This is a genomic window from Agreia sp. Leaf283 (genome assembly GCF_001422485.1).
Taxonomy (GTDB): domain Bacteria; phylum Actinomycetota; class Actinomycetes; order Actinomycetales; family Microbacteriaceae; genus Agreia.
Genome location: NZ_LMNF01000002.1, coordinates 153,818 through 176,900, shown reverse-complemented (window position 1 = coordinate 176,900; position 23,083 = coordinate 153,818). Strand labels below are relative to the sequence as shown.

General features: G+C 67.3%; 23 protein-coding genes and 1 tRNA gene. 11 read left to right on the top strand and 13 right to left on the bottom strand.

Annotation, left to right across the window (positions count from 1 at the left end; genetic code table 11):
- Positions 1–2: 2 nt before the first annotated feature.
- From ASF51_RS09760 to ASF51_RS09750, 3 genes are read right to left on the bottom strand one after another with little or no spacing between them, the layout of a single operon-like run.
- Entirely contained in the window at positions 3–860 is an 858-nt protein-coding gene (locus ASF51_RS09760; protein WP_055928639.1) for an SURF1 family protein, read from the bottom strand.
- Positions 857–1,114, bottom strand: a complete 258-nt coding sequence (locus ASF51_RS09755; RefSeq protein WP_055928635.1) for a hypothetical protein — start codon at positions 1,112–1,114, stop codon at positions 857–859. The genes ASF51_RS09760 and ASF51_RS09755 overlap by 4 nt, the downstream gene beginning before the upstream one ends.
- Positions 1,111–1,404 carry a DUF3099 domain-containing protein gene (locus tag ASF51_RS09750; RefSeq protein WP_055928632.1) on the bottom strand — a complete coding sequence of 98 codons (294 nt, stop codon included), beginning with the start codon at positions 1,402–1,404 and terminating at the stop codon, positions 1,111–1,113. The genes ASF51_RS09755 and ASF51_RS09750 overlap by 4 nt, the downstream gene beginning before the upstream one ends.
- A 113-nt stretch (positions 1,405–1,517) precedes the next feature.
- Between ASF51_RS09750 and ASF51_RS09745 the strand changes: the two genes are divergently transcribed.
- A complete protein-coding gene (locus ASF51_RS09745; RefSeq protein WP_055928629.1) occupies positions 1,518–2,228 on the top strand; it encodes a beta-ketoacyl-ACP reductase in 711 nt (236 codons plus the stop codon).
- A 19-nt stretch (positions 2,229–2,247) separates the two neighbouring features.
- Here ASF51_RS09745 and serB read toward each other — a convergent pair whose 3' ends face one another.
- Positions 2,248–2,961 (bottom strand): phosphoserine phosphatase SerB, encoded by a 714-nt coding sequence (gene serB / locus ASF51_RS09740; RefSeq protein ID WP_082479721.1) that lies wholly within the window; start codon positions 2,959–2,961, stop codon positions 2,248–2,250.
- Positions 2,958–4,202 (bottom strand): glucose-1-phosphate adenylyltransferase, encoded by a 1,245-nt coding sequence (locus ASF51_RS09735; RefSeq protein WP_055928626.1) that lies wholly within the window; start codon positions 4,200–4,202, stop codon positions 2,958–2,960. Before ASF51_RS09735 ends, serB begins: the two co-directional genes overlap by 4 nt.
- A 47-nt stretch (positions 4,203–4,249) precedes the next feature.
- Here ASF51_RS09735 and glgA point away from each other — a divergent pair, with 47 nt between their 5' ends.
- The 3 genes from glgA to ASF51_RS09720 all read left to right on the top strand — a co-directional run bounded on the left by glgA (position 4,250) and on the right by ASF51_RS09720 (position 6,612).
- Positions 4,250–5,431, top strand: coding sequence for a glycogen synthase (gene glgA, locus ASF51_RS09730; RefSeq protein ID WP_055928623.1), 1,182 nt, complete (start codon positions 4,250–4,252; stop codon positions 5,429–5,431).
- Positions 5,432–5,451: 20 nt separating this feature from the next.
- Positions 5,452–6,234 carry an ABC transporter ATP-binding protein gene (locus ASF51_RS09725; protein WP_055928620.1) on the top strand — a complete coding sequence of 261 codons (783 nt, stop codon included), beginning with the start codon at positions 5,452–5,454 and terminating at the stop codon, positions 6,232–6,234.
- 126 nt (positions 6,235–6,360) lie between these two features.
- Positions 6,361–6,612 (top strand): type B 50S ribosomal protein L31, encoded by a 252-nt coding sequence (locus ASF51_RS09720; protein ID WP_044443333.1) that lies wholly within the window; start codon positions 6,361–6,363, stop codon positions 6,610–6,612.
- A gap of 160 nt (positions 6,613–6,772) precedes the next feature.
- On the opposite strand, the gene ASF51_RS09715 is transcribed toward ASF51_RS09720, so the two are convergent.
- On the bottom strand, positions 6,773–7,588 hold the full coding sequence (locus ASF51_RS09715; RefSeq protein WP_255354423.1) for an exonuclease domain-containing protein: 816 nt from the start codon (positions 7,586–7,588) through the stop codon (positions 6,773–6,775).
- A 50-nt stretch (positions 7,589–7,638) separates the two neighbouring features.
- A complete protein-coding gene (gene treS / locus ASF51_RS09710) occupies positions 7,639–9,357 on the bottom strand; it encodes a maltose alpha-D-glucosyltransferase (RefSeq protein WP_055928617.1) in 1,719 nt (572 codons plus the stop codon).
- A gap of 84 nt (positions 9,358–9,441) precedes the next feature.
- Between treS and ASF51_RS09705 the strand changes: the two genes are divergently transcribed.
- Together ASF51_RS09705 and ASF51_RS09700 are read left to right on the top strand one after the other, a co-directional pair.
- Positions 9,442–10,341, top strand: coding sequence for an alpha/beta fold hydrolase (locus ASF51_RS09705; protein WP_055928614.1), 900 nt, complete (start codon positions 9,442–9,444; stop codon positions 10,339–10,341).
- Positions 10,338–11,417: a glycosyltransferase family 1 protein gene (locus ASF51_RS09700; RefSeq protein ID WP_055928611.1), complete on the top strand. Its 1,080-nt coding sequence runs from the start codon at positions 10,338–10,340 to the stop codon at positions 11,415–11,417. Before ASF51_RS09705 ends, ASF51_RS09700 begins: the two co-directional genes overlap by 4 nt.
- Here ASF51_RS09700 and ASF51_RS09695 read toward each other — a convergent pair.
- Both ASF51_RS09695 and ASF51_RS09690 read right to left on the bottom strand, forming a co-directional pair.
- A complete protein-coding gene (locus ASF51_RS09695; RefSeq protein ID WP_235497207.1) occupies positions 11,344–11,973 on the bottom strand; it encodes a histidine phosphatase family protein in 630 nt (209 codons plus the stop codon). The two genes, ASF51_RS09700 and ASF51_RS09695, sit on opposite strands and share 74 nt — an antisense overlap.
- A complete protein-coding gene (locus ASF51_RS09690; RefSeq protein ID WP_055930670.1) occupies positions 11,973–12,836 on the bottom strand; it encodes a Sir2 family NAD-dependent protein deacetylase in 864 nt (287 codons plus the stop codon). Before ASF51_RS09690 ends, ASF51_RS09695 begins: the two co-directional genes overlap by 1 nt.
- 147 nt (positions 12,837–12,983) lie before the next feature.
- Here ASF51_RS09690 and ASF51_RS09685 point away from each other — a divergent pair, with 147 nt between their 5' ends.
- From ASF51_RS09685 to ASF51_RS09675, 3 genes are read left to right on the top strand one after another with little or no spacing between them, the layout of a single operon-like run.
- Positions 12,984–13,784, top strand: coding sequence for an RNA methyltransferase (locus ASF51_RS09685; RefSeq protein WP_055928608.1), 801 nt, complete (start codon positions 12,984–12,986; stop codon positions 13,782–13,784).
- A 44-nt stretch (positions 13,785–13,828) separates the two neighbouring features.
- The gene (locus ASF51_RS09680; protein WP_055928605.1) at positions 13,829–15,388 is read left to right on the top strand and encodes an APC family permease; all 1,560 of its coding nucleotides are present in this window, start codon (positions 13,829–13,831) and stop codon (positions 15,386–15,388) included.
- 45 nt (positions 15,389–15,433) lie between these two features.
- Positions 15,434–16,678, top strand: a complete 1,245-nt coding sequence (locus ASF51_RS09675; protein ID WP_055928602.1) for a D-alanyl-D-alanine carboxypeptidase family protein — start codon at positions 15,434–15,436, stop codon at positions 16,676–16,678.
- Here ASF51_RS09675 and ASF51_RS09670 read toward each other — a convergent pair.
- Positions 16,675–17,493, bottom strand: coding sequence for an SGNH/GDSL hydrolase family protein (locus ASF51_RS09670; protein ID WP_055928599.1), 819 nt, complete (start codon positions 17,491–17,493; stop codon positions 16,675–16,677). The genes ASF51_RS09675 and ASF51_RS09670 overlap by 4 nt on opposite strands.
- 169 nt (positions 17,494–17,662) lie before the next feature.
- On the opposite strand from ASF51_RS09670, the gene ASF51_RS09665 reads away from it, so the two are divergent.
- Positions 17,663–19,465, top strand: coding sequence for a DEAD/DEAH box helicase (locus ASF51_RS09665; protein WP_055930668.1), 1,803 nt, complete (start codon positions 17,663–17,665; stop codon positions 19,463–19,465).
- Positions 19,466–19,476: 11 nt separating this feature from the next.
- On the opposite strand, the gene ASF51_RS09660 is transcribed toward ASF51_RS09665, so the two are convergent.
- The 3 genes from ASF51_RS09660 to ASF51_RS09650 all read right to left on the bottom strand — a co-directional run bounded on the left by ASF51_RS09660 (position 19,477) and on the right by ASF51_RS09650 (position 21,646).
- Positions 19,477–20,793: a C40 family peptidase gene (locus ASF51_RS09660; RefSeq protein WP_055928597.1), complete on the bottom strand. Its 1,317-nt coding sequence runs from the start codon at positions 20,791–20,793 to the stop codon at positions 19,477–19,479.
- Positions 20,794–21,059: 266 nt separating this feature from the next.
- The gene (locus ASF51_RS09655) at positions 21,060–21,263 is read right to left on the bottom strand and encodes a cold-shock protein (protein ID WP_044443312.1); all 204 of its coding nucleotides are present in this window, start codon (positions 21,261–21,263) and stop codon (positions 21,060–21,062) included.
- Positions 21,264–21,561: 298 nt separating this feature from the next.
- Positions 21,562–21,646, bottom strand: a tRNA-Leu gene (locus ASF51_RS09650).
- Between the two features lie 107 nt (positions 21,647–21,753).
- Between ASF51_RS09650 and ASF51_RS09645 the strand changes: the two genes are divergently transcribed.
- On the top strand, positions 21,754–23,079 hold the full coding sequence (locus ASF51_RS09645) for a M20/M25/M40 family metallo-hydrolase (RefSeq protein ID WP_055928595.1): 1,326 nt from the start codon (positions 21,754–21,756) through the stop codon (positions 23,077–23,079).
- Positions 23,080–23,083: the final 4 nt, after the last annotated feature.

Here is a 23,083-nt window from a genome sequence, read left to right as displayed (position 1 = left end):
CCTCAGCGCCGCTCGGCGCGCGAGGCCTGCTCGACGAGTTCGTCCTCGATGTCGTTGTCGGACTTCGCCTTGGCGCGGCGACGCCGTTCGCGCTCGGCCGCACGCTCCTGCTCGTCGGGATCGTCGGCGTTCTCCAGGCGGTATTCCTGCCGCGCCGCGTAGCCGAGCCCCACGAAGGCCAGCAGCGCGAAGACGAACCACTGGAACGCGTACGACAGGTGCGGGCCCTCGTCCTCCGGAGGGCGCGTGCCGAGCGTTCCCGTGTCGGCCGAGGGCGATTCGCTCGCAAGTTCTCCATACGCGCCCGTGTAGACAGGCGCATCCAGCTTCTCGGCGATCGTGGGCAGGTCGATCGAGGGGATCTCGCCCTCTGGCGCCGTGCGGTCCTTCAGAGTGGGCTCGCCGGCCTTCAGACGTGCGACTACAGTCACCTCGCCCTGAGGCGCGTCAGGCACGACGTCGGGCTTGTCCTGCTGCTCTCCGGTGGGCAGCCAGCCGCGGTCGACGACCACGATATCGCCGTCGTCGAGCTGGAACGGCACGAGGAGTTCGAATCCCGGCTGGCCGCCCATCGGTCGATTGCGCACCAGAAGCTGATCGTCGCTGAGGTAGCTGCCGGTCAGCGACACCGTCGTCCACTTGTCTTCGGCATCGAACGAGTCGAGGTCGCTCAGCACGTCGCCGATCGGGCGAGGTGCGGCGTCGTAGTTCGCGGCCACCCTGTCGTTCTCGGCCACAGCGGCGTCGCGTCGTGCGAGCTGCCAGGAGCCCAGCCATACGCACACGACGGCGAAGACGACGGTCACCGCCAGGTACCCCGCCCAGCGCGAGCTCCGCAGGAACCGCCAGCCGACATTCATGCCCGGCCCATCGCATCCGCCGTTCCCGAACCGGGAGCGTCCCTACTGCCGTCGGCCATCACCTCGAGGGGGAAGTCACGGGCGGCGAGGAATTCGCGCAGAAAATCGACGTGCTCGTCGCAGGCGAGCCAGACCTTGCGCCGTGTCTCGGCGTGGATCTTGGGGTTGCGCCACTCGATCCGCCACGTGGATGCGTCACGGCAGCCCGCGCGGGAGCATTGCGAGCCCTCCGGCTCGAGCCCGAGGCCGATCATTCCGGACGACCACCGAAATCGCGAGGCGGACGTGTCCCGGGAATGGCGACGACCCCGCCCGGCCTGTTCACGACGGACTTGGTGGGGGAGCCGACGTTCGCCAGGACCACGGCGAAGTACGGAAGCACGATCGCCCCGATGGCGGGGAGGATGAGCCACCAGCCGTGCAAGAAGAGCATCAGGATGATGCAGACGATCCGGATGCCCATGGCGATGCCGTACTTGACCATGCGCGTGTGGCGCTCATCACCCGGGGAAGGCGGGAGGTCGGTGATCGACTGCTGTTTCATGGGCTCGTCTGCTCGGGTTCTGGGGCCGGTGGGCTGCCCTAAGCCTACGCCGCGTATGCACCTCTTATGCTGGTACGGGCCAGTGATCCACGCCCCGCATCGAAGGACTTATCATGACGACAACTCGCACCGTACTCATCACCGGCGGAAACCGCGGAATCGGTTTCTCCCTCGCGGAGGAGTTCATCGCCCAGGGGCACCGGGTGGCGGTCACCGCCCGCTCGGGCCACGGTCCGGAAGGCAGTCTCACCGTGCTCGCCGATGTCACGGATGCGGAGTCCATCGACCGCGCCTTCACCGAGGTCGAGGCCGCCCTCGGGCCTGTCGAGGTTCTCGTGGCCAACGCGGGCGTCACCAAGGACACCCTCCTCCTGCGTATGTCGGAGGACGACTTCACCTCGGTCATCGACACGAATCTCTCTGGATCGTTCCGCGTGATCAAGCGCGCCTCCAAGGGCATGCTCAAGGCGCGCTTCGGCCGCATCATCCTGATCTCGAGCGTCGTCGGACTCTTCGGGTCGGCAGGGCAGGTCAACTACGCGGCGTCGAAGGCCGGCCTCGTGGGAATCGCCCGCTCGATCACGCGCGAGCTCGGTTCACGGGGCATCACGGCGAACGTCGTGGCCCCGGGTTTCATCGAGACCGACATGACCGCCGCCCTGCCCGAGGCGACGCAGGCCGAGTACCTGAAGTCGATTCCCGCCGGCCGCTTCGCCACGCCCACCGAGGTGGCGCGGGTCGTCGCATGGCTGGCATCGGATGACGCGGGTTACATCTCCGGTGCGGTCATCCCGGTCGACGGCGGCCTCGGAATGGGCCACTGACCTTCAGGCCCGCGGCGAGTCAGCCGCGCAGGCCGAGGGCCGGAAGAACCTGGCTCAGGTCGCGCTCGCTGATCGCCACATTCGCCGTCTGACGCACGAGCGGTCGCGCGTCGAACGCGATCGAGAGGCCGGCTGCCTGCATCATCTGCAGGTCGTTGGCGCCGTCTCCGACCGCCACCGTGCGCGTGGCCGGAACCCCGTAGACGGACGCCCATTCGGTGAGCGCCGAGGCCTTGGCCTCGGCGTCGATGACGGGTCCGCGCACCGCGCCCGTGAGTCGGCCGTCGCGCACCTCGAGGCGGTTCGCCCTCCAGAAATCGAGCCCCACCTCTCCGGCGAGGTCGTCGAGCAGCTCGTGGAATCCACCCGACACGACGCCGACCACGCTGTCGTGGGCGTGCAGGGTGTCGATCATCTGCTGCGCACCGGCGGTGAGCCTGATCTGCGCGGCGATGTCCGGCAGCTGCTCCACGGCGAGGCCCTCGAGGGTGGCCACGCGCGAGCGCAGGCTCTGTTCGAAGTCGAGCTCGCCGCACATGGCGCGCTCGGTGATCTCGGCGACCTCGGCGAAACTGCCGGCGGCCTGCGCCAGCATCTCGATGACCTCGTTCTCGATCAGCGTCGAATCGACGTCGAGCACGACGAGAAAACGGGCGGGATCCTGCGACGCGATCCGTGAATCTATCGGTTGGCGGCCCGGGCTGTACAGAACTGCCTCCGATGTCAGACTCATGGCTCTACGCGGATTCCCTTTCCGACGACCGTGATGCCCGAGTCGGTCACGGTGAATCCGCGCTCTCGATCCCGCGCCGCATCCGTGCCCACCTGGGCCCCGGCCGCGACGACCACGTTCTTGTCCAGAATAGCCCGCTTGACGATGGCACCCGGTTCGATGTGCACCCGGTCGAACAGCACCGAGTCCTGCACGAGCGCCTCGGATTCGATGGTCGACCACGGTCCGACGACGCTGCCCTCGACGCGCGCACCCGAGATCAGGCAGCCGAGCGAGACGAGCGAACCCAGCGTGGTGCCCGTGTTGCCCTTCGCATCCCGCACGAACTTGGCGGGCGGCGAGTTGAGCTGCTGGGTGAAGATGGGCCACTCGCGGTTGTAGAGGTTGAAGATCGGCAGCGCCGAGATCAGGTCCTGGTGCGCGTCGTAGAAGGAGTCGATGGTGCCCACGTCGCGCCAGTAGTAGCGGTCGCGGTCGGTGGCTCCGGGAACCTCGTTGCGCTGCAGGTCGTAGACGCCGGCGAGTCCGCGCTCGACGAAGTCGGGAATGATGTCGCCGCCCATGTCGTGGCTGGAGTCGGGCTTCTCGCCGTCGCGGATCACGGCTTCGATGAGCATGTCGGCGTCGAAGACGTAGTTGCCCATGGAGGCGAGCACCTCGCCGGGGGAGTCGAGGAGGCCCTTGGCATCCTTCGGCTTCTCCAGGAACTCGGAGATCTTGGTGGGGTCGTCGTCGGAGGTCTGGATGACGCCGAACTGGTCGGACAGCTCGATGGGCTGGCGGATCGCGGCGACGGTCGCCCCGAGTCCGGACTCGATGTGGGCGGCGACCATCTGCTCGAAGTCCATGCGGTAGACGTGGTCGGCGCCGACGACGACGACGATGTCGGGCCGCTCGTCGCCGATCAGGTTCAGGCTCTGCAGGATCGCGTCGGCCGAGCCGGCGAACCAGCGCTTGCCCAGTCGCTGCTGCGCAGGGACCGAGGCCACGTAGGAGTCGAGCATCATGGGCAGGCGCCACGTCTGCGACACGTGCCTGTCGAGGCTGTGCGACTTGTACTGGGTCAGAACGACGATCTGCCGCAGGCCGGAGTTCACCAGGTTCGACAGCGCGAAGTCGATGAGCCGGTAGCTTCCGCCGAACGGCACTCCGGGCTTCGCGCGATCCGCCGTGAGCGGCATGAGCCGCTTGCCCTCTCCACCAGCCAGGACGATGCCAAATATCTTCTTCGATGCTGCCATGTCATAACAGTAGAGCCTCGGCGGGGGCGTGTACTACGTTCATAGCTGTGCGAGTAGACGTGATATCCCGAGAGTATCCACCCGAGGTCTATGGCGGAGCCGGGGTGCATGTCGCCGAACTCGTCAAGGCTCTGCGCGGCAGCATCGACGTGGTCGTCAGGGCGTTCGGCGAGCCGCGTGACGAGCCGGGAGTCTTCTCGTACCAGGCACCGGCCGGGCTCGTCGACGCGAATCCCGCTCTCAGGACGCTCGGCACCGACCTCGAGATCGCGAACGACGTCGCGGGTGCCGACGTGGTGCATTCGCACACGTGGTACGCCAATGCGGCGGGCCAGATCGCCTCACGGCTGCACGGCATCCCCCACGTCGTCACCGCTCACTCGCTGGAGCCGCTCCGGCCGTGGAAGGCCGAGCAGCTCGGCGGCGGCTACCGTCTCTCGAGCTGGATCGAGAAGACGTCGTTCGAGAGCGCCGACGCGGTCATCGCGGTCAGCCACGGAATGCGCCGGGACATCCTGCGCAGCTACCCGTCGCTCGATCCGGACCGCGTCAGCGTGGTCTACAACGGGATCGACCTCGAGAAGTGGCACCCGGTGAGCGACGACGCCGTGCTCGCGGAGCTCGGAATCGACTCCGACCGGCCCACCGTGGTCTTCGTCGGCCGGATCACTCGCCAGAAGGGTCTGCCGTACCTGATCCGGGCCATCGATCGCCTGTCTCCCGAGGTTCAGGTCGTGCTCTGCGCGGGAGCGCCGGACACGCCCGAGATCCTCGAGGAGGTCGCGTCCGGCGTGCGGGAGTTGCAGAAGACCCGCTCCGGAATCGTCTGGATCGACCGCCTTCTCGACACGCGCACACTGTCGGTCATGCTCTCGAGCGCCACTGTCTTCGTGTGCCCCTCCGTGTACGAACCGCTCGGCATCGTGAACCTCGAGGCGATGGCCTGCGGCCTGCCCGTCGTCGGAACCGCGACGGGCGGAATCCCCGAGGTCGTCGACGACGGCGTCACGGGCGTGCTCGTTCCGATCGACCAGGTCGAGGACGGCACGGGCACACCCGTCGATCCCGATCGCTTCGTCGCCGATCTCGCGGCGGCACTCACCAGAGTCCTCGACGACCCCGAGAGGGCGAGGGCCATGGGGCGCGCCGGCAGGCTCCGGGCGGAGAGCACCTTCAGTTGGGCCCAGATCGCGGTCGAGACGGAGCGTATCTACCGCTCGCTCCTGTGATCACCGGTTAAGCTAGTGCCATGCCCGTGGTACTCCAGCTGTCCGATGTGTCCGTAGTCCGAGACGCAAATCCGATTCTCTCGAACCTCGACTGGACGGTGGAGGGCGACGAACGCTGGGTCATCCTCGGTCCGAACGGTGCGGGCAAGACGACGCTGCTCCAGATCGCAGCGGCGATGAGCCACCCCTCGACGGGAACCGCAACCGTCCTCGACGGAAAGCTGGGCCAGGTCGACGTGTTCGAACTGCGGCCCCGTGTCGGTTTCGCGTCGAGCGCCATGGCCCGCCGCTTTCCCGCCGACGAGACGGTTCTCAACGTCGTTCTCACCGCCGCCTACTCGGTCACCGGCCGCTGGAACGAGGACTACGAAGACGTCGACCTCCGACGCGCCCACCGGGTTCTGGCCGAATGGAAGCTCGACCACCTCGAGAACCGCCTGTTCGGATCGCTGAGCGACGGCGAGCAGAAGCGCGTGCAGATCGCCCGATCGGTCATGACCGATCCTGAGCTGCTCCTGCTCGACGAGCCCGCCGCGAGCCTCGACCTGGGCGCCCGCGAGGAGCTCCTGCAGCTGCTCGGCGGCTACGCCAGCTCATCGGACTCCCCGGCCATCGTCATGGTCACTCACCACGTCGAGGAGATCCCGCGGGGCTTCACGAACGTGCTGCTCGTCTCGGGCGGTCGCATCGTGGCAGCAGGCCCCCTCGCAGAGGTCCTGACCGCCGAGAATCTCGAGACCACCTTCGGCCTTCCCATCACGCTGACCGAGACAGACGGCCGGTACTCGGCGCGAGCCGCCTGACACTCGCTCCGACTCGGCACTTTTCTGATAGAGTTGACCGCTGGCCCGGTCGGCGCTGCAGTGTGCCGCGTTCGTACAGGGCCGAACAGACTTTTTCGCATTACTCGTACCCATAAGGAAACCCCCATGAAGACAGACATCCACCCGAACTACGCTCCGGTTGTCTTCCGCGATCTCGCCTCCGGCGCGACCTTCCTGACCCGTTCGACGGTCGGCAGCTCGAAGACCATCGAGTGGGAAGACGGAAACACCTACCCGGTCATCGACGTCGAGATCTCGTCCGAGTCGCACCCGTTCTACACGGGCAAGCAGCGCATCATGGACTCGGCCGGTCGCGTCGAGAAGTTCAACAGCCGCTACAAGGGCTTCGGCGCGTAACACGCCGCACCGCACGAGAGAAGGGCCGGAAGCGATTCGCTTCCGGCCCTTCTTCTGTGTGTCTGGCCCCGTTCGTCGAGCCCCGCCCCCGTTCGTCGAGCCCCGCCCCCGTTCGTCGAGCCTGTCGAGACGGAACCCGCCGAGACGGGGCGATACCCGCTCAGCCGACGGGCCACGCGGTGCGCGCCGTGAACTCGGGGTTGTGCGTGCGCCGCATGTACTCCTGGAAGCTCTCGGCCTGCTCGCGGAACCAGTCGACCTGCTTCTCATGCAGTTCGTGCACGGCCAGCGCCGAGACGGCGTCGTGCTTCTGGGCAAGCGCCTGGGCGACGCGGCCCGCGGCTATGGCGTCTGCGCCGGCGTCGTGGGCGTCGAGCAGCTCGACTCCGTAGACGACCGCGGCGGCCTCGAGCGTGCGCTTGCCCTTGCGGTAGCGATCGACGGCCTTGTCGATGACGAGGGGATCGATGATGGCGGCGGGGAGCTCGAGGGGGTCGATGCCGTAGCGCACAGCCTCGTGGTGGAGGAGCGTGAGGTCGTAGGGCGCGTTGTAGATGACGAGCGGCACGCCCTCCGCGAGCAGCGCTTTGAGCGCCTCGACGATCTCGTACACGACGAGGGCGGCGGGGCGCCCCTCGGCTACGGCGCGCTCGGTGGTCACCCCGTGCACGGCTGTCGCCTGCTCGGGGATCTCGATGCCCGGGTCTGCAAGCCAGTCGAGGCGTGACACCGGATGCCCGTCGGCGCCGATGACGCTGACGTTGGCCGTGACGATGCGACTCGTCTGCACGTCGATTCCGGTAGTCTCGAGGTCGAAGACGGCAAGACGGTGCCACCACGCGGGTGCAGCCTGGGCCCCGGCAGGAGCCGGCGCCTGGCCCTCCGCTGGGCCCGCGGGTGGGACCACGGCCGGATCGGCGATGAGCACCGCATCGTCGGAGAGGCTGAACAATTCGGGTTGCGCTGAATCTGTCACGATCCGAACTCTACCGGCCCCTCCCGACAGCGACGGGAGGACCCGACCGACTAGAACCGCTGGTCGACCGACTGGCCGATCTGGAGCCAGTAGAAGCTCTGCGTTCCCAGGGTCAGCGTGAGGCTGCCGTCTTCGCCGATCGTGGGGAACTCCCCGCCGCCGAACAGGTCAACGAGTCGGCCGCCTGCCTGGTCGGGCAGTTGGATGTGCACCGCGACGGGATTGTGCGCGAAGCTGAAGACGCACAGCACCTGCTCGGGAGAGTCGCCGAGGTGGGTACCCGATCCCTCGTAGGTGCGCACGAAGGCCAGCACGGATTCGTGGTCGGTCTGCAGCACCTGCATGCTGCCGAGGCCGAAGGCCGGATGCGCCTTGCGCACGTGGATGACGTTGCGCACCCAGTGCAGCAGCGAGCGCGACTGCGCGAGCTGCGATTCGACGTTGACCAGGGCGTAGTTGTAGACGAGGGACTGCACCACGGGCAGGTAGAGCTTGCCCGGGTCGGCGGTGGAGAATCCGGCGTTGCGGTCGGGCGTCCACTGCATCGGCGTGCGCGACGCGTCGCGGTCGTTCAGCCAGATGTTGTCGCCCATGCCGATCTCGTCGCCGTAGTACAGGAACGGGCTGCCCTTGAGCGCGAACAGCAGAGCGTGGGCGAGCTCGAGCTCGGCACGGGAGTTGTCGAGCAGGGGAGCGAGGCGGCGCCTGATGCCGATGTTCGACCTCATGCGCGGGTCGTAGGCGTACCAGCCGTACATCGCCTGCCGGTACTCCTCGGAGACCATCTCGAGGGTCAGCTCGTCGTGGTTGCGCAGGAAGACGCCCCACGCGGCCGAGTCGGGCACATCCGTCGTCTCAGAAAGGATGCGCACGAGCTCGTCGGCATTCTGCGATCTCAGCGAGTAGAAGATGCGGGGCATCACAGGGAAGTCGAACGCCATGTGGCACTCCGGCTCCTCGTCGGTTCCGAAGAACGCTGCCACCTCGCGCGGCCACTGGTTCGCCTCGGCGATGAGCACGCGCCCCGGGTAGTCCTCGTCGACCATGGCGCGCAGCTTCACGATGAAGTCGTGCGTCTTCGGCTCGCCCTCGCCGTTGCCCTCGTCGGACTCGTAGAGGTAGGGGATCGCGTCGAGGCGAAGCCCGTCGACGCCGAGCTCGAGCCAGAATCGCACGATGTCGAAGATCGCGTCGTGCACGGCCGGGTTCTCGAAGTTCAGGTCGGGCTGGTGCGAGAAGAAGCGGTGCCAGAAGAACTGGCGACGTACCGGGTCGAAGGTCCAGTTCGACTCCTCGGTGTCGACGAAGATGATGCGGATGCTCTCGTACTTCTCGTCGGTGTCGCTCCACACATAGAAGTCGCCGTACGGGCCCTCGGGATCGGACCGGGACTGCTGGAACCACTCGTGCGCATCCGAGGTGTGGTTGAGCGGGAAGTCCATGACGAGCCGCATGTTGCGCTCGTGGGCCTTCGTGACGAGGTCGCGGAACTCGTCGAGGGTTCCGAACTCGGGAAGGATCGACGTGAAGTCGGAGACGTCGTATCCACCGTCGCGCAGCGGCGAGTTGTAGAACGGCGGCAGCCACAGGGCGTCGATGCCGAGCCACTGCAGGTAGTCGAGCTTCGACACCAGGCCGGCGATGTCGCCCGCCCCGTCACCGTTGCTGTCGACGAACGACCGCACCATCACCTCGTAGAAGACGCTTCGTCGATACCACTGGGGATCGAGCGTGAGTCCCGGCAATTGGATGGGGGCGGTGAAGTTCACGTACAAGTCCTTCCGAGGGCGCATATCGGGCGTATCGCCGCGCTGCATCAGCCCAGTCTAGGCGTGCACATACACTGGATCACGATGATTGTTCCCTCTCCCTACGCAGCCCGACTCGACGCCATCCCGCTCGAGCGACGCACCGAAGAACTCGCCGGTAGCTCGACGGAACTGTGGATCTACGGACCCCCCGACGCCGACACGACGATCGTGCTGGTTCACGGCTTCCGAGGAGACCATCACGGCCTTGAGCCGGTCGTCGCCCACCTGCCCCAGTACCGCACGGTTCTGGCCGATCTTCCGGGCTTCGGCGTGTCGACCCCTCTCGACGCCGACCACGATATCGATGGCTATTCCGCCTGGCTCCTGGAACTCGTCGACCGCGTGCGCGGTCCCGGACGAACTGTCGTCCTGGGTCATTCATTCGGCTCGATCATCGTGTCAGCAGCGCTGGCGCAGGGGCTCGATGTCGACGACATCGTTCTTGTCAATCCCATCGCCGCACCCGCGCTGTCCGGCCCCCGCGGCATCCTCACCAGGCTGGCCGTGTTCTACTACTGGGCTCCCGCAAAGATGCCGGAGCGTCTCGGTTTCGCAGTTCTCAAGGCACCCGTCGTCACCCGCATCATGAGCGTGACCATGGCGAAGACCCGGTCGCGCTCGCTCCGCCGCTGGATCCACAATCAGCACGACCTCTATTTCGGCGCCTTCTCGAACCGTCAGGTCGTCCTCGACGCCTTCACAGCCTCGATCTCGCACGATGTCTCCGAGTACGCGTCTGCAAACACCACGCGCACGCTGCTCATCGCGGCGGATCGCGACGACATCACCCCGGTCGAGGCGCAGCACCGACTGACCGAGAAGATCTCGGATTCGCGACTCGTGGTTCTCAGCGGCGTCGGCCACCTCGTGCACTACGAGATGCCCGAACAGGCTGCCCACGCTATCGACGAGTTCTTGCGCGCAGAAGCGAGCGGCGAATGAGGGTCGTCGTCGACTGCCGCTACACGCGCATCGGCCGGCACGACGGCATCAGCCGGTACACGGCGGGGATCGTCTCCGCGTTGACCGAGCAGCAGCACGAGGTCGTGATGCTCGTCAGCGATGTCCGCCAGCTCGAGATGCTTCCCGACCTGCCGTGGCACCTGGCGAGCTCGCCGACGAGTGTCCGGGAGCCGCTCGTGGCCCTGCAGGTCAACGCGCTGAAGCCGGACGTGGTGTTCACTCCGATGCAGACCATGGGATCGTTCGGCCGGCGCTACCGGCTGGTCCTCACGGTGCACGACCTCATCTACTACTCCAACCCCACTCCTCCCCGCGATCTGGCGTGGCCGATCCGGCTCCTGTGGCGTGCCTACCACCTCTCCTGGTGGCCGCAGCGCTACCTGCTGTCGCGGGCGGATGCGGTGGTCACCGTCTCGCAGACCACCCGCGACCTCATCGCGCGCAACAAGCTCACCCGCCGGCCTGTCACGGTCGTGCGCAACGCGGCCGACGGAGCCGAGTCGGCCCCGCTGCCGGCGCAGAAGAGGCGCAAGAACCTCGTCTACATGGGCTCGTTCATGCCCTACAAGAACGTCGAGACGCTGGTCGAGGCCGCAGGCCTGCTCGACGACTACGAGCTCCACCTCATGAGCCGGGTATCGGATGCCGACAGGCGGCGCCTCGAGGCCATCTCACCGACGGCGCGGCTCGTGTTCCACGACGGGGCGAGCGACGACGAGTACATCGACGTGACGAGGCATGCGACGGCGCTGGTGACGGCATCGCTGGAGGAGGGCTTCGGCATTCCCCTCGTCGAGGCCATGGCCCAGGGAACGCCCATCGTCGTGAGCGACATCCCCGTGTTCTCCGAGATCGGGGGCGACGCGGGACTGTACTTCGCGGCCCGCGACGCGGCCGGCCTGGCTACGCAGGTGCGATCGCTCGAAGACCCCGAGGAGTTCACGCGCCGCTCACTGGCCGGCGTCGACCGGGCAGCGACGTTCAGCTGGACGAGGTCAGCGCAGACCCTATGGCAGCTTCTCGTCGAATTGGCGGCTCGACCGGCAGGCCGTTGAACTCCTCGAGCACGAGCAGGCCGTCTGCATAGCGGAATCGATGTGCGGATCCGTTCGGGATGCGCGTGCGGCCGCCCGGAAGCGCCTTGTCGGTCACCCAGCGCACCACGGAGCCGATGACGCCGCCGTGGGCCACGATCAGCACGCGCCGACCCGGATTCTCGAGGGCGATGCTCTCGAGTGCGGGGAGCACCCGGCGAGTCACGTCGCTGCGACGTTCGATGCCGGGAACACCCTCCATGCCCGGGAACCTCGCGTCGAGCGCGGCCGCATCCAGGCCCTCCGCCTCGCCGTAGGCACGCTCCACGAGCCGGTCATCGACCTGCGGTTCGCCGAGATCGAGGCGACGGGCGATGATGCGCGCGGTCTCGCGAGCCCTGCCGAGGGGACTCGTGACGATAGTGTGCCAGGTCTCGCCGGCAAGGCTCTCCGCGGCGGCCGCGGCCTGCGCTCGCCCGGTGTCGTTCAGGGGGATGTCGGTGGAGCCCTGGATGCGCCGGGCGAGGTTCCAGTCGGTCTCTCCGTGGCGCACGATGACCAGGTCGGCCATCGGCATCAGGCCGGGTCCCCGGGGAGCAGGTGCCGACTCAATTCGGCGAGCGTCTCTGTGGCCCCGGCATCCAGTTTCACCGTCGCGCGCGAGTCGCCTTTCGTGACGCCCCGGTTGACGATGACGATGGGCAGCCGTCGACGGCGGGCCTGCTCGAGGAGCCGGATGCCCGAATTGACCACGAGCGACGACCCGGCGATGAGCATCGCCTCGGCGCCGGCGACGAGGGCGGAGGCCTCCAAGAACCGCTCGGTGGGGATGAACTCGCCGAAGAAGACCACATCGGGTTTCAGCATGCCCTGGCAGACCGAGCACGCCGGCACGACGAACGACGAGTAGTCGGTGACGTCGGCGTCGCCGTCGGGCGCGAGGGTGATCGCGTCGGGCTGGTCGACCCAGGGGTTGTCGGCCGAGATGCGCTCGGCGATGCTCGCGCGGGCGAATGTCTGGCCGCAGTTCAGGCAGAGCACGCGGTCCATGGAGCCGTGCAGGTCGACGAGGTGTGTGGAACCCGCGCGGGCGTGCAGTCCGTCGACGTTCTGTGTGACGACGCCCGACACCACCCCCGCGTTCTCGAGTTCTGCGAGGGTGCGGTGGCCCTCGTTGGGGCGAGCAGCGTCGAACATCTTCCAGCCGAGGTGGCTGCCGGCCCAGTACCGCCGCCTGTAGTCGAGGCTCTCCCGGAACTGGTCGAACGTCATCGGATTGCGCTTGGGCGCCCCGGCGCCCCGGTAGTCGGGGATGCCGGAGTCGGTGCTCAGGCCGGCGCCGGTCAAGACCACGATCCTGCGGCCCTTGAGGGCCGCCACAGCCTCGTCGATGTCGGCGGGTGAGGCTTCTCGAGGGCTCGATTCGACGAGCGGGACCATCTGCACCTCCTGCCGTCGGGTCATGGACTCCGACGCTTCGCGTTACTCTTCGAAGTCTAAACAGTCCCCGTTGCCGTTTTGTTTCCGATCGGCTGACCGCCCGTGTCGTGGGGGAGGGAACGCGATCGAATCAGGAGTGCCTCGACGGTGAAGACAGTGTGGATCGACAGCCTCGACGTGCCCGGACTCGACGACTACGCGCGCCTGACGGATGTCGTGCTCAGACGCCTCAGCGAGCCGGCAGGCGGCCTGTACATCGCGGAGTCGCCCAAGGTGATCGCCCGCGCCCTCGCGGCGGGCCACCGGCCGCGATCGGTTCTTGTGCAGGAGCAGTGGTTGGCCGATATGGAGACCCTGCTGGCCGGATGGGACGACGTGACCGTGTTCGTCGGAGACGCGCCGACGCTCGAATCGCTCACGGGCTACAACCTGCACAGGGGTGCCCTCGCGGCCATGCATCGGCCCGAGCTCCGGCCCGTCGCCGAGGTCATCGACGGCGCGAGGCGGGTCGTGGTTCTCGAAGACATCACCGACCACACGAATGTCGGGGCGATCTTCCGTGCCGTCGCCGGCATCGGGGCAGACGCCGTGCTGATCTCTCCCCGGTGCGCGGATCCGCTGTACCGGCGGAGCGTGCGGGTGAGCATGGGCACCGTGCTCCAGGTTCCGTGGACCCGGCTGCCCGAATGGTCGGAGGCGGCTCCGCTCCTGCATGCCGCCGGCTTCCACATCGCCGCCCTCGCCCTCTCCGACGACGCGGTCACGCTCGACGAGTTCGCGGCCGAGGTCCCGTCCAAGCTCGCGCTCGTCCTGGGCTCGGAGGGAGACGGGCTCTCGCGACAGGCGCTGTCCGCGGCGGACACCGTGGTGACCATTCCCATGAGCCACGGAGTCGACTCCCTCAACGTGGCCTCCGCGAGCGCCGTGGCGCTGTACACACTCCGCTGAGTTTCGGCGGTAGTATCCGGCTACCACGCAACGAGGAGGATGCAATGTCGCAGCAGTCCACGAGGTCCGCCTCGGGCGAAGGAACGTCGGACGGAAAGGGACTGGCCACCGGTTCCCTGGGTCTCGTCGGTTCCGTGGTGATCGGCCTCGCGTCCACGGCTCCCGTCTACTCCCTCGCGGCCACCGTGGGATTCGTCGTGCTCGCCGTCGGTGCACAGGCTCCCATCGCCATCGTCCTCGCGTTCATTCCGATGTTCCTCACGGCCTACGCCTATCGGGAACTCAACGAGGCCGTTCCCGACTGCGGCACCTCGTTCACGTGGAGCACGAAGGCATTCGGTCCCTGGGTCGGATGGATGAGCGGGTGGGGCGTCATCGTCGCCGGAACCATCGTGCTGGCGAACCTCGCTCAGATCGGCAGCAAGTACTTCTGGCTGCTCATCGGCAATCCCGACCTGTACAACAGCACGCCCCTCGTCACGGCCACCGGCGTGCTCTTCATCGCCGCGATGACATTCGTCAGCGTGCGCGGCCTCGAGATAGGCGAGATCCTGCAGAACATCCTGCTCGGCATCCAGTATCTGGCGCTCATCCTCTTCGTGGTCTTCGCGCTGGGCAGTGTGTTCGCCGGTACGGCGCCCGAGGGATCGATGGTGCCGCAGGCCGACTGGTTCAACCCCTTCGCGTTCGACTCGCTGCCCGGCTTCACCGAGGCGATCCTCCTGTGCCTGTTCATCTACTGGGGCTGGGACACCTGCCTGGCCCTCAACGAGGAGACGAAGGATCCGGAGCACATCCCCGGACGCGCGGCCCTGCTGTCGACCGTCATCCTCGTCATCACCTACGTGGCGGTGGCCGTGGCCGCGATGGCCTACGCCGGCCTCGGCGAAGCGGGTCTCGGCCTCGCCAACGACAAGAACGCCGAAGACGTGTTCTTCGCCCTGAAGGACGCGCTCTTCGGACCCTGGGCGTGGCTCCTCGTGATCGCCGTGATGGTCTCGGCCATCTCGTCGACCCAGACCACGATCCTGCCGACGGCCCGGGGAACGCTCTCCATGGCCACCTACCGCGCGCTTCCCGAGCGGTTCGGCCGGGTGCACCCGCGATTCCGCACACCGGCGTTCTCGACGATCGTCATGAGCATCGTGGCGAGCGTGTTCTACGTGGGCATGACGATCATCAGCGACGCGTTCCTCTCCGACACCATCCTGTCGCTCGGACTGGCGATCGCGTTCTACTACGCGATCACGAGCTTCGCCTGCGTCTGGTACTTCCGGCGGGAGCTCTTCACCTCGGCCCGCAACTTCACGACCAAGGGTCTCTTTCCGTTGCTTGGCGGGGTCATGCTCACCGCAGCCTTCGTGCAGTCCGCCATCGACATGCTCGATCCCGACTACGGCTACACCGTGCTCTTCGGCATCGGGGGAGTGTTCGTGATCGGAATCGGCTCGCTGCTCGTCGGTGCCGTCGTTATGGTCGTGTGGTTCTTCTTCCCTGCGGCGAAGCCGTTCTTCCGCGGGGAGAGCCTCAATCGCGAGACGCCGGTCCTGGTTCCGGAGGGCGAGACCCGCATCCCGAGGTCGGTGGACGGCGGGCGGATGTGACGCTTGGGGGCATTCTCCAAGCGACAGGTCTCCTAGGATTGGCGGGTGTCTCCGACGTCAGCACCCGCCCGCCGCCGCGGCCGCCGCATCGTCGCGTTCTCGGCCACGGGCATCCTGGTCGTCATAGCGGTCGCCCTCGGCCTGTACGTGCCCGCCGCCCTGGCTGCGCCGCTGCCCGCGGCACAGCTGGAGCTCGACGTTCCGACGCCGGCCCCGGCCGAGCCCGCGACGCTCTCGTTGCCGGGCGTGGGCACAGGTGCGATCGCTCTCGAGGGGTCGGACGAACTCCTCGGTGAGAGCGGTCAGACAGGACCCGTGCCGATAGCGAGCGTCACGAAGGTCATCACCGCCCTCGTGGTCCTCGAAGCTCGCCCGCTCGTCGAGGGCGACGACGGTCCCGGCATCACCATGACCGCGGCCGACGTGCAGATCCTCGAGCAGACGCGGGCGGTCGACGGATCGTACGAGCTCGTGAACGAGGGACAGGTGCTCTCCGAACGCCAGGTGCTCGAGATCATGCTGCTGAAGTCCGCGAACAACTACGCCGAGACGGTCACCAACTGGGCGTTCGGCTCGCTGACCGCCTATCTCGACGCGGCCCGGGCGTTCACGGCCGAGCACGGCCTCTCCGACACCACGATCGTCGACGCATCGGGCCTCGATCCCGGCAGCCGCAGTTCGACGAAGGACCTCATGCGCATCGCCTCCCTCGCCCTCGCCGATCCTGTGCTGGCGACGATCGTGTCGACCGCCCTCGACGAGGTTCCGGTCATCGGCGAGATCGACAACAGCAACAAGCTCCTCGGCATCGACGGCATCGACGGCATCAAGACCGGAACGACGGATGAGGCCGGCTCGTGCCTCCTGTTCTCCGCCGAATTCACCGTGGGTGGAGAGACGAAGTCTGTCGTGGGTGTCATCCTCGGCGCCCAGAGCTCCCAGGCGGCGCGGGATGCGGTGCAGGCGCTCCTCGCCAGCACGAAGGCGGCATTCACCACGATCCCACTCATCACGGCAGACACCGAGGTGGGCGAGTACACGACGGAATGGGGGGAGACGGCATCCATCGTCGCCTCCTCCGACGAGGAGGCGCTCGTCTGGTCGAACGATCCGGTCGCCGTCGATGCCAGCGCCGACGACGTCGTGACCGCCCGGTCGGGCGCTGACGTGGGCGCCATCCGCTACACCGTCGGCGGACGCACGGAGGATGTGACCCTCGAACTCGACGGGACCCTGGAGGACCCCGGGTTCTGGTGGCGCGTCGGCCACCCGGAACTCGTCTTCGGCTAGTCCTCGAGGCCCGCAGGATCCGATGGCGCCGTGCCCGGCACGTGCATCGGCACGGCGTCGGGCCGCTTCGGCGAGATTCCGTCGCCGCTCGACCTGTGGGTGACGCGTCGGATCACCCAGGGCACGAAGTGCGTGCGCGCCCAGACCAGGTCCTCCGAGCGAGCGTGCCTCCACGTCGCCGTGGGCAGCGGTTCGGGGGCGCCCGGCTGCAGCTCGTTCTCGACGTTCAGCGCCTGCAGCACGAGCCGTGCGACCTCGTGGTGACCGAGGGGGTTGAGGTGGAGGCGGTCGGGGCTCCACATGCGTGAGTCCTGGATGGAGGACAGACCCCACTGGTCGGCCACGATGCAGTCGTGCCGGGCCGCGATGGTGCGGAGGTTCTCGTTGTAGATGGCGACCTTGCCCCGGATTCCTCGGAAGACGGGGGAGAAGGCCACGTCGGTTCCCGTGAAGATCACGACGGTGGCGTTGTCGCGCCTGAGGCGCTCGATGCCCGCATCCATTCGCCGGGCGATGTCGTCGGGGTCGGTGCCGGGGCGGATGATGTCGTTGCCACCGGCCGAGATCGTGATGAGATCGGGCTGCAGGGCGAGGGCCGGTTCGACTTGCTCGTCGAGGATTCCCTGCATCAGGCGACCTCGGATGGCCAGGTTCGCGTAAGCGAAGTCATCTCCGGCCTCGGCGCCCAGCACCTCTGCCACGCGGTCGGCCCACCCGCGGTAGCCGCCGGGGCTCGCGGGTTCCGGGTCTCCGATGCCCTCGGTGAACGAGTCGCCGATGGCGACGTACCGCCTCCATGGATGCCGCTCTGTCATATGCACTCCTTCGAAGAAATCCACTCGTCAACATACTCCTTCGCCACGCCGCTTCAGGCACGGCGTTTTGTCGTCGCGTCGGTGGCGGCGGGTAGTGTGGATGCACGTGAACAGCCTGCCCGATCCCCTCGCCCTGCCCGAAGACCGGGTCGATCCCTCGGGCACCGCAATCACGCCGGCTGTGGGCGGCGGAGCGGCCGAGCATCTGTCGCCGTCGTTCCCCGAACGCGCGGCGTGGGGCACGGCATCGAAGCTCCGCGCCTGGCAGTCCGAGGCCCTCGAGGCGTACTTCACGCACCAGCCGAGAGACTTTCTGGCCGCCGCCACACCCGGCGCAGGCAAGACCACCTTCGCCCTGCGGCTGGCCAGCGAGCTGCTGCACAGAGGCATCATCGACAGGGTCACGGTCGTCGCCCCCACCGAGCACCTCAAGAAGCAGTGGGCCGATGCGGCAGATCGCGTTCACATCCGGCTCACGCCCGGCTTCAAGAACAGCGACCGGCGCTACGGCAGCCATTTCCACGGCGTCGCCGTCACCTACGCCCAGGTCGCGGCGCGTCCCGCCCTGCACCGTGAGCTCACCGAGTCGGCCCGCAGTCTCATCATCCTCGACGAGGTGCACCACGGCGGCGACGCCCTCAGCTGGGGCGAGGCCATCAGAGAGGCCTTCGCACCTGCAACCCGCCGGTTGTCGTTGACGGGAACGCCGTTCCGCTCCGACACCTCGCCGATCCCGTTCGTGAGCTACCTGCAAGACGAGCACGGCATCCGGCTCTCGCAGACCGACTACAACTACGGGTACGGGCGCGCCCTGCAAGACGGAGTCGTGCGCCCGGTTCTCTTCATGGTCTACGCCGGCCACATGCGCTGGCGCAGCAAGGTCGGCGACGAGATGGAGGCGCGCCTCGGCGAGGGAAACACCAAGGACATCACCTCCCAGGCCTGGCGCACCGCCCTCGACCCCGCCGGCGACTGGATTCCCTCGGTTCTCGCGGCCGCCAACCGTCGGCTCGCCGAGGTGCGGCAGGGCATCCCGGATGCCGGGGGCCTGGTGATCGCGACCGACCAGTTCACGGCGCGCGCCTATGCGGCGATCCTCGAGAACATCTCCGGCGAGCCGGTCACCGTGGTGCTCTCCGACGAAAAAGAGGCCTCCGCACGCATCGAGGAGTATTCCAAGTCGTCGCGTCGGTGGATGGTCGCGGTGCGCATGGTGTCGGAAGGCGTCGACATTCCCCGCCTCGCTGTCGGCGTCTACGCGACGAGCGCGTCGACCCCGCTCTTCTTCGCCCAGGCCATCGGCCGGTTCGTGCGCGCCCGGCGCCGCGGTGAGACAGCCTCCATCTTCCTGCCCAACGTTCCGGGCCTCATGGCCCTGGCCGGCACCATGGAGCTCGAGCGCGACCACGCGCTCGACCGGCGCGACTCGGGAGACCCCGAGGGCGACATGTGGAACCCCGAAGACGCCATGGTCGCGGAGGCGAACGTCCAAGACAAGGCGTCCGATGCCCTGCAGAACGACTTCGCGTTCCAGGCGCTGGGCTCGCACGCCACATTCGACCGCGTTCTCTTCGAGGGCAGCGAGTTCGGAGCTGAGGCCCCCGTCGACAGCGACGAGGAGCTCGACTTCATCGGTATTCCAGGGCTGCTCGAGCCCGATCAGGTGCGCGAGCTCCTGCAGCACCGGCAGGCCAGGCAGCAGCGCCACGCGGCCGATCGCCGCAAGAACGCTCCGCCGACCCCGTCAGAAGACGAACCCGCGGCCCCCCTGTACCGCACGCTCGCCGAGCAGAGAAAACTGCTGAACAGCCTCGTGGGCATCTGGTCCAAGACGTCGGATCAGCCGCACGGGCTCGTGCACGCCGAGCTTCGCCGCGTGTGCGGCGGCCCCGCCGTACCCCAGGCCAGCGTCACTCAGCTTCAGTCGCGCATCGCGACCGTGCGCAAGTGGATGGGCGCGCACCACTCCTGACGCGTGCTGGCCTACAGGAAGCGAACGAAGTAGTAGCTTCCCCACAGCGAACTGGCGTGCGTCACGTAGCGACCCCAGTCGGGGGAGTGGATGACGCCGCCGTGACCGTCGTAGATGCCGATGTGACCGCTCCAGACCACCGCGTCTCCGGCGCGGGCATCGGCCGACGAGATGCGGATGCCCTGGGCGGCCTGGGTGGGAACGTAACGCGGCAGGTTGATGCCGAACTGCTTGTAGACGTACTGGGTCAGCCCGTCGCATCCGAAGCTGTCGCTGGGGTCAGCACCCCAGCCGTAGGGCACGACTCCGACGAACTGCTCGGCGTAGGCGACGACCGCGTCGCCGTTGTAGCTCTGGGGAGGATTGACCACGGGGGCCGAAGGTACAGGTGCGCTGGGAGCAGGAGCGCTAGGAGCGCTGCCGCCGGAGGACTCGTCGCCGGAGGATCCGCCTCCGGAAGAGGGAGCGTCGGGAGCAGGAGCCGCAGTCTCCGCGTCTGCGGCCGCCTTCGCCGCCGCCTCATCGGCGGCCTGCTTGGCCTGCGCGGCAGCCTGCACGCCCGCCTGGTACTGCTCCTCGGTGAGCGCGACATCCGACGTGAGCGCCTGCAGCTGCACCGTCAGTTCGGCCTCGTGATCCTGCTGCTCGAGAAGTGCGGCGCCGACGGCCTGCTGGGCGGTGACGGCGTCGTCGAGAGCACTCTGCGCCGAAGCGGCGAGGGAACCGAGGGCATCGCGGGCGACGTCGGCCTGGTCGCTGAGCGAGGTCGCCGCGTTCTGGTCGATCTCGGCCTGCTGGTAGATGCCCGTCGTGGACTCGCTGAGCTTCGACATGGCTCCGAGCTGGTAGAGGAGGCTGTCGGCCTTGTCTGAATCGACGAACAGGCGAGACGACAGATCGTTGCCGCCCGAGCGGGCGAACTGGGCGGCGAGGATCGCGGCCTGGGTACGTGAATCGTCGGCCTTCGTGTGGGCCGCCTTCGCCTGCGCAGACAATTGCTCGGCCTTGAGGGATGCCGCGTTGTAGGCGGTCTGGGCAGTCTGGTTCTCCTGCCAACGCGAACTCGCAGCCGTCTGGGCCTCGGCGACCTGGGTCTGCAGACCGTCGATAAGGCCGGTGATGCGCGCGATTTCGGCTTCCTTGCCGGCCTCGGACGCGCGGGCTGCGACGACATCGTCCCAGGAGGGGTAGTTGTCGGCTGCCACGGGTGCCGACGAGACGGCGCCGACCGCCAGCAGTCCGATCACGGCCGTCGTCGCAAGGGCGCTCCGCCACGATGAGCGCCGCCGCGACGGCCTTTCGTTCGAGGCGATGGTGCTGTCGAGCATGAATTCCCCGTTTTCCCCAAAGATCGCGACGAAAGGTGAGTCACATTCGTCACAGAAACAACATCGTTCACACTAGCAACGAATGAGGTGCGGTTCTATACACGCTCCATAATCGAATCAGGCCAGGCGAGGCGGCGTGTCGCTGATTCTGTTTGGCAACGACGAAGGCCCCCCACCCGGATGGGTGAAGGGCCTTCGTTTTTAAGCTTCGCGTCAATGGGAATCAGACGCCGCTCTCGCGGATCTGAGACCGACCGAGGAAAGACTTAGAGGGGGCGGATGTTCTCAGCCTGGGGACCCTTGGGGCCCTGTGCGACGTCGAATTCGACCTTCTGGTTCTCGTCGAGCGAGCGGTATCCGCTGGAGGCGATAGCCGAGTAGTGCGCGAACACGTCGGGGCTGCCGTCTTCGGGGGCGATGAAGCCGAATCCCTTTTCAGCGTTGAACCATTTCACTGTGCCTGTAGCCATTGCAAACTCCTCCTGGAGTGATAATTCGGTCCCGATTGTCGGGGCCACTCGTCGGGGTGTTCGTCGTCTCCCAGGATTGGGCCCGAACAGTGTCGGGCAGGGCACCGCAGGCACCCCGGACGTGCGAGGCACATCAACTTCTACGAACAGCCTACTATGCTCTCGGCCTCGACGGGCGACCAATATGATCACGCCTTGGTCACACTCCGTCATATGAGCGCACCGTGGCCGATCGGCGGCAACGAAAAACCCCCGACATCTCGTGTGAAACGAGAGGTCGGGGGTAATTTTCAGTCTGTGTCCGAAGGGGGACTTGAACCCCCACGCCCTATACGGGCACTAGCACCTCAAGCTAGCGCGTCTGCCATTTCCGCCATCCGGACTGGATGAGCTGCTTTCCGTTCCCGGTGCAACCAAGGTAAGACGATAGCACGGTTTGAAACCCTCTCGACGCCACGGGTGCGGGCAGGCCCTGCGGTACCGTGATGCCATGACTTCGACGCCTGCGAACCCCGGCCCCGAGCCCGGTCTCGATGCCACCGCCGTGATCGCCCGCGACCTGATCCGGTTCGACACGTCCAACTTCGGTGAGGGCAGGTCCAACGGCGAAACCGATGCGGCCGAGTACGTCGCCGCGCACCTCGAACGCCTCGGCCTCGTGCCGGAACTCATCGACTCCGAACCCGGACGCACGAGCGTCGTCGCCCGCGTGGCGGGGGAGGATCCGAGCCGCGGCGCCCTCGTCGTGCACGGACACACCGATGTGGTGCCGGCGATCGCCGACGACTGGTCGGTCGACCCGTTCGGCGGGGAGATCAAGAACGGCATGCTCTGGGGCCGCGGCGCGGTCGACATGAAGAACATGGATGCGATGATCCTGACCTCGCTCGACGACATCCTGTCGTCGGGGCGCAAGCCGGCCCGCGACCTCGTGATCGCGTTCTTCGCCGACGAGGAGGCCGGGGGAGTCCTCGGGTCGCACTACCTCGTGAAGAACCGCCCGGATCTCTTCGCCGGCGCGACGGAGGCGATCAGCGAGGTCGGCGGGTACTCGATCGATCTCGACGGCACCCGGGCCTACCTCGTGCAGACCGGCGAGAAGGCCCTGATCTGGGCCAGGCTGGTCGCGCGTGGAACAGCCGGGCACGGATCGCAGATCAACTCCGACAACGCCATCACCCGGCTCGCCGGTGCGGTCGCCCGGGTCGGGAGCCAGGAATGGCCGGTGCACCTCACCAAGACCACCACCGAGCTCCTCGGTCGCGTCGCCGCGATCCTCGGCAAGGACCCGCAGCGAACGACCCCGGACGAACTCGCCATCGCGACCGGCACGGCATCCCGATTCATCTCCGCCTCGCTGCGCAACACGGCGAACCCCACAGGGCTCACCGCCGGATACAAGCACAACGTCATCCCCGATCGCGCGGAGGCCCTTCTCGACATCCGCGTGCTGCCGGGCCAGGAGGACGAGGTCATCGCACGCATCCGGGAGCTTGCCGGTCCGGGTGTCGACGTCGAGATCTCGCATCAGGACATCGGCCTCGAGACCGACTTCTCGGGGCCTCTCGTCGACCAGATGATCGCGAGTCTCCACGAGTTCGACCCCGAGGCGCAGGTGCTTCCATACCTGCTCTCGGCGGGAACCGACAACAAGGCCCTCAGCACGATCGGCATCAAAGGCTACGGCTTCGCGCCCCTCCAGCTGCCGCCGACCCTCGATTTCCCCGCCCTGTTCCACGGCGTCGACGAGAGGGTTCCCCTCGACGCGTTAGTGTTTGGCAGAAAGGTTCTGACCGACCTCCTGCTCCGCTACTGACCGG

What these genes read in the sequence shown, in the direction of transcription:
- ASF51_RS09695 (WP_235497207.1), bottom strand. Translation starts at nt 11,973, where the DNA reads ATGCCGATGGCCGACCTGGTCATCGTGCGCCACGGAGAGACCGACTGG.
- ASF51_RS09750 (WP_055928632.1), bottom strand. Translation starts at nt 1,404, where the DNA reads ATGAAACAGCAGTCGATCACCGACCTCCCGCCTTCCCCGGGTGATGAG.
- ASF51_RS09745 (WP_055928629.1), top strand. Translation starts at nt 1,518, where the DNA reads ATGACGACAACTCGCACCGTACTCATCACCGGCGGAAACCGCGGAATC.
- ASF51_RS09725 (WP_055928620.1), top strand. Translation starts at nt 5,452, where the DNA reads ATGCCCGTGGTACTCCAGCTGTCCGATGTGTCCGTAGTCCGAGACGCA.
- ASF51_RS09660 (WP_055928597.1), bottom strand. Translation starts at nt 20,793, where the DNA reads ATGCTCGACAGCACCATCGCCTCGAACGAAAGGCCGTCGCGGCGGCGC.
- ASF51_RS09700 (WP_055928611.1), top strand. Translation starts at nt 10,338, where the DNA reads ATGAGGGTCGTCGTCGACTGCCGCTACACGCGCATCGGCCGGCACGAC.
- ASF51_RS09680 (WP_055928605.1), top strand. Translation starts at nt 13,829, where the DNA reads ATGTCGCAGCAGTCCACGAGGTCCGCCTCGGGCGAAGGAACGTCGGAC.
- ASF51_RS09760 (WP_055928639.1), bottom strand. Translation starts at nt 860, where the DNA reads ATGAATGTCGGCTGGCGGTTCCTGCGGAGCTCGCGCTGGGCGGGGTAC.
- serB (WP_082479721.1), bottom strand. Translation starts at nt 2,961, where the DNA reads ATGAGTCTGACATCGGAGGCAGTTCTGTACAGCCCGGGCCGCCAACCG.
- ASF51_RS09705 (WP_055928614.1), top strand. Translation starts at nt 9,442, where the DNA reads ATGATTGTTCCCTCTCCCTACGCAGCCCGACTCGACGCCATCCCGCTC.
- ASF51_RS09690 (WP_055930670.1), bottom strand. Translation starts at nt 12,836, where the DNA reads ATGGTCCCGCTCGTCGAATCGAGCCCTCGAGAAGCCTCACCCGCCGAC.
- ASF51_RS09720 (WP_044443333.1), top strand. Translation starts at nt 6,361, where the DNA reads ATGAAGACAGACATCCACCCGAACTACGCTCCGGTTGTCTTCCGCGAT.
- ASF51_RS09645 (WP_055928595.1), top strand. Translation starts at nt 21,754, where the DNA reads ATGACTTCGACGCCTGCGAACCCCGGCCCCGAGCCCGGTCTCGATGCC.
- ASF51_RS09670 (WP_055928599.1), bottom strand. Translation starts at nt 17,493, where the DNA reads ATGACAGAGCGGCATCCATGGAGGCGGTACGTCGCCATCGGCGACTCG.
- ASF51_RS09755 (WP_055928635.1), bottom strand. Translation starts at nt 1,114, where the DNA reads ATGATCGGCCTCGGGCTCGAGCCGGAGGGCTCGCAATGCTCCCGCGCG.
- ASF51_RS09735 (WP_055928626.1), bottom strand. Translation starts at nt 4,202, where the DNA reads ATGGCAGCATCGAAGAAGATATTTGGCATCGTCCTGGCTGGTGGAGAG.
- ASF51_RS09655 (WP_044443312.1), bottom strand. Translation starts at nt 21,263, where the DNA reads ATGGCTACAGGCACAGTGAAATGGTTCAACGCTGAAAAGGGATTCGGC.